Annotated in this window: 3 protein-coding genes; all 3 read left to right on the top strand. The window is 36.9% G+C overall.

Annotated features, from left to right (window positions below; all coding sequences use genetic code 11):
* Positions 1–746 (top strand): kinase/pyrophosphorylase (locus RQ893_RS08425; RefSeq protein WP_311482572.1); only part of this gene is annotated, 746 nt, incomplete at its 5' end.
* Positions 746–3,370, top strand: coding sequence for a pyruvate, phosphate dikinase (gene ppdK, locus RQ893_RS08420; RefSeq protein WP_311482571.1), 2,625 nt, complete (start codon positions 746–748; stop codon positions 3,368–3,370). The genes RQ893_RS08425 and ppdK, both read left to right, overlap by 1 nt.
* Positions 3,371–3,477: 107 nt before the next feature.
* Positions 3,478–4,028 (top strand): TraX family protein (locus RQ893_RS08415; RefSeq protein WP_311482570.1); only part of this gene is annotated, 551 nt, incomplete at its 3' end.

The raw sequence follows: 4,028 nt of genomic DNA, 5'->3' as shown, positions 1-4,028 counted from the left end.
CCATGAGTCAATTTGATAAGCCTTATGAAATTAAACTTATGGATAGGATTAAGGATAATAAAAAATTAATCGACTCGCTAACATCAATAGAAGATTCGGACAATTCGATAATTTACCACTCATTTAGAGATTCTAAAATGAAGGCCTATGTCAAAAATTATCTGGCTAGTAAAAAGCTAAAAGAAGTTGGGCTTATAGATTATTCTATTAGTCAAATGGAAAATCATTTAGGCAAACAAAAAGCTTGTGAAAATAAAAATGATTTGCCAGATTCTCTCCACAAAAGGAGGATTGATGCCCTAGATTTTGCCATAGAATTTGATGATGGACAAGATTTTAAGGGACTAGCTTTTTGCGACATAGCAATAATTGGAGTTTCAAGGTCATCTAAGACCCCCATATCAATGTTTCTTGCTAGCAAGGGACTCAAGGTAAGCAATATCCCTATTTTAGTTGATTCAAAGGTGCCTCAAGAATTGTATGAGATGGATCCAAATAAAATTTTTGGACTTACAATCGATAAGGGTTTCCTTAAAAAAATCAGGGAAGAAAGACTCAAGTCCTTGGGTCTATCAATAGATTCGCTCTATTCTTCAAAGGATAGGATTGATAAGGAAATTGACTATGCTCTGGAATTAATGAATGACCTAGGGTGCACGATTATAGATGTTACTTATAAATCTATAGAAGAAACTTCAGAAATTATCATCAATAAATTAAATAAGAATAAAGAAAGGGAAAAATGATGAGCACAAAATATGTTTATAACTTCGATGAAGGCAACAAATCAATGAGAGACCTTCTAGGCGGTAAGGGTGCAAACCTAGCAGAAATGACAAATATGGGCATTAATGTACCATATGGTTTTTCTGTAACAACTGAGGCATGTATCAGATATTACAAAGAGGATAAAAAACTTTGGGATGCACTTAACGATGAAATCACAAACCATATCAAAGATCTTGAAAAACATAACGGCAAGACTTTTGGTAACAATGAGGATCCACTCCTAGTATCAGTTAGGTCTGGTGCTCCTATATCAATGCCTGGTATGATGGATACCATCCTAAACCTTGGTCTTAACGATATAGCTGTTAAGGGTCTAGAAAATAAAACTCAAAATAAGAGATTTGCTTATGACTCTTACAGAAGATTTATCCAAATGTTCGCTGACGTAGCTATGGGACTTGATAAAAATAAATTTGAAGATGTTCTAACAGCTAAAAAAGAAGAAAAAGGCGTTGCAACAGACCACGACCTTGTTGCAGAAGATTTTGTTGACGTTGTAGAAAAATATAAGGTAGTTTATAAAGAACTTGCGGGCGAAGAATTCCCACAAGATCCTAGAAAACAGCTTGACCTTGCTATCTCAGCTGTATTTTCTTCATGGAATAACCCAAGAGCTATCCTTTATAGAAAATTAAACGAAATTGATGATAAGATGGGTACAGCCGTTAACGTTCAAACCATGGTATTTGGTAACATGGGCGAAACATCTGGTACAGGTGTAGCCTTCTCTAGAAACCCAGCTACTGGTGAAAACGTACTTTATGGTGAATACCTAATGAACGCCCAAGGTGAAGACGTAGTTGCAGGTGTTCGTACACCAGAACCTATCAGCCATCTTCGCGAATTAATGCCTGAAGTTTATGATGAATTTTATAATACAACACAAACACTTGAAAAACACTACAAAGACATGCAAGATATGGAATTTACTATCCAAGAAGGCAAACTTTATATCCTACAAACTAGAAATGGTAAGAGAACTGCCCAAGCAGCTGTCCAAGTAGCAGTAGATATGGTAGAAGAAGGATTAGTTGACGAAAAAGAAGCTCTTCTAAGAGTAAATCCTCAAGACTTAGACGGTCTTCTCCACCCTACATTTACACAAGCAGCTGTAGATAAAGCAGAATCTCTAACAGTAGGTCTTGCAGCATCTCCAGGAGCAGCTGTAGGTAAAATTGCTTTCTCTGCCCCAGAAGCAGCTAAGAGAGCAAAAGATGGTGAAACTGTAATCCTTGTTCGTGAGGAAACAAGCCCAGAAGACCTTGAAGGTATGGTATCAGCTGTTGGTATCTTAACTGCAAGAGGTGGTATGACTTCTCACGCAGCCGTAGTTGCTAGAGGTATGGGTAAATGCTGTGTATCTGGTGCAAGTGACCTACACGTTAATGAATATGAACATACAGTAAGAGTAAATGGAAAAGTTTTAACAGATCAAGATACAATTTCAATTGATGGTTCAACAGGTGCAATCTACGAAGGAGCTCTTGAGACCCAACCACCACAAATGCACGGTGCTTTTGGCAAATTCATGCAATGGGTAGATAAATATAGAGACATGAAAGTTAGAACAAACGCTGATACACCAAGAGATGCTAAACAAGCCCTAGAATTTGGTGCTGAAGGTATTGGTCTATGTAGGACAGAACACATGTTCTTTGCCGATGACAGGATTTTCCAAGTTAGAAAGATGATTCTTGCTTCTGACCTAGAAACAAGACAAGCTGCCCTTGATAAGATTCTTCCAATGCAAGAAGAAGACTTCTATCAAATCTACAAACTAATGGAAGAAAGACCTGTAACTGTAAGACTTCTTGACCCACCACTTCACGAATTCCTACCAAAGGGAGAAAAAGAAATAGCTGACCTTGCCCTAGAATTAAAAATCCAACCAGCAAGAGTTCACGAAAGAATTTCAGAACTTCAAGAAGTAAACCCAATGCTTGGTTTCAGAGGTCTAAGACTTGGTGTTATCTATCCAGAAATCTCTAGAATGCAAGCAAGAGCAATCATGCAAGCTGCTATTAGACTAAATAAAGAAGGCGTAAATGTAGTTCCAGAAATCATGATTCCACTATCATCAGATGTTCACGAACTTGCCTATGTAAAAGATATAGTTGTAAAAGAAATCGAAAAAGTCTTTGAAGAACAAGGCATGGAAATCAAATACCTAGTAGGTACCATGATTGAAATTCCAAGAGCAGCTATCACAGCAGATGAAATCGCACAAATCACAGACTTCTTCAGCTTTGGTACAAACGACTTAACACAAATGACTTTTGGTCTTTCAAGAGATGACGCAGGTAAATTCCTACCAGCCTACATCGAAAAAGACATCCTAGAAAAGGATCCATTCCAAGTTCTAGATCAAAAAGGTGTTGGTTTCTTAGTAGAAACAGCTGTTGAAAAAGGTAGAAAGACAAATCCAGCCCTTCACCTAGGTATCTGTGGTGAACACGGAGGTGAACCAAACACAGTTAAATACCTATACAATGTAGGTCTTGACTATGTATCATGCTCACCATTCAGAATTCCAATAGCTAAACTTGCAGCAGCCCAAGCAGCAATTGAGAAAAATAAATAAAATATATTCTCCGATTAGGAATTTCCTAGTCGGAGATTTTTTCGCCTAAAATTTGCAATTTTTATAAGAATGGGATAAAATCTTCAAATAATCTATAAGGAGATTTTATGGGAAAATTTAAAAATTTTAAGGGCATAAATGGTGCCCAATTAAAATATATAGCCTTTGGATCAATGTTTATAGATCATTTCAACAAGGCAATCATCACCCCATTTCTAACAGGAACTGGACCCCTCGTAGCAATCACAACACTCTTTGATATCCTAGGAAGGATTGCTTTTCCTATCTTTGCTTTTATGATTGTGGAGGGATTTTTTAAAACCAAATCACGCTGGGCATATTTGAGAAATCTTTTAATTTTTGCGGTAATATCTGAAATTCCTTATGATATGTTTCAGTCGGCTGAATTTGTAAATGCCTGGTCACAAAATATTCTCTGGGGACTGGCTCTAGGTTTATTTACGATCATGGTAATTGACAAATTAAAAGCTCACATCAAAAAAAGACCCCTATGGATCTTTGTATCGCTAATTATCGTTGGACTATCAAGCCTTGGCTCCATGTTCATCTCATCTGACTATGAGTACTATGCCATCATAATTATTTACCTATACTATATTTTTTATGATAAGAGGCTTTTGGCATCGGGACTCGGTTA

The sequence above is a fragment of the uncultured Anaerococcus sp. genome (genome assembly GCF_963510915.1).
In the GTDB taxonomy this organism is placed as follows: domain Bacteria; phylum Bacillota; class Clostridia; order Tissierellales; family Peptoniphilaceae; genus Anaerococcus.
Note: the sequence above shows the minus strand (reverse complement) of the source record. Positions and strands in the feature narration are given on the sequence as shown.

What these genes read in the sequence shown, in the direction of transcription:
- ppdK (WP_311482571.1), top strand. Translation starts at nt 746, where the DNA reads ATGAGCACAAAATATGTTTATAACTTCGATGAAGGCAACAAATCAATG.